This is a genomic window from Campylobacter sp. LMG 17559 (genome assembly GCF_024723605.1).
Classification (GTDB): domain Bacteria; phylum Campylobacterota; class Campylobacteria; order Campylobacterales; family Campylobacteraceae; genus Campylobacter_D.
Genome location: NZ_JANQCZ010000049.1, coordinates 1 through 619 on the forward strand (window position 1 = coordinate 1; position 619 = coordinate 619).

Below are 619 nucleotides of genomic sequence, written 5' to 3' on the forward strand. Positions count from 1 at the left end.
AATCTACTCCCATAATCTCATCTATAAAAGGAAGCATATCAAATTCATCAGGTTTTAAAGTCTTAGCTAAGGTTTTAATCTCTTGTTCTCTTAAAGGATTTTTATGCACTCCCACTAAACCACTTCCTACAGCAATATCAGCATAACCATAAATAGCACCTAATAAATTAGGTTTATCTAATATACTACTTCCCCCACTTAATTGTATATAAAGTATAGTAGCTTGGATAAATCTTGCATTAAAACCATTTTGAAACATATCATTAGCTAGATATTTATAATCACCTAATATTCCTGCTGCCATACCCCATTCATTATGAAATAAACTTGATCTTAGATTATGTTTATTATCATCTACTATTCTATATAATTTTTCATATTTAGGATCTACATTTCCTTTTTCATCTACAGCCCCTATAGCTTCATAAGGTATATCTATAACAACACTTCTTATACCACTTCTTATAACTAAATATTTATATCTTTCTTTTTTAGTTTTTAAAGATTTATAATAAGCTTTTTCTGCTTTAGTCCAAGGAGCTATGCTTCCTTTAATAGGATCTTTTAAATAAATACTTTGCCAATCTTTAAACTCAAGCAAAGTAGAACTTTGTCCTGT

The 619-nt window shown here is 28.6% G+C and carries 1 pseudogene; it reads right to left on the minus strand.

Features of this window, described 5'->3' with window-relative positions:
- Positions 1–619, minus strand: a pseudogene (locus CAMP5082_RS08250) (hypothetical protein); the annotation flags it as partial.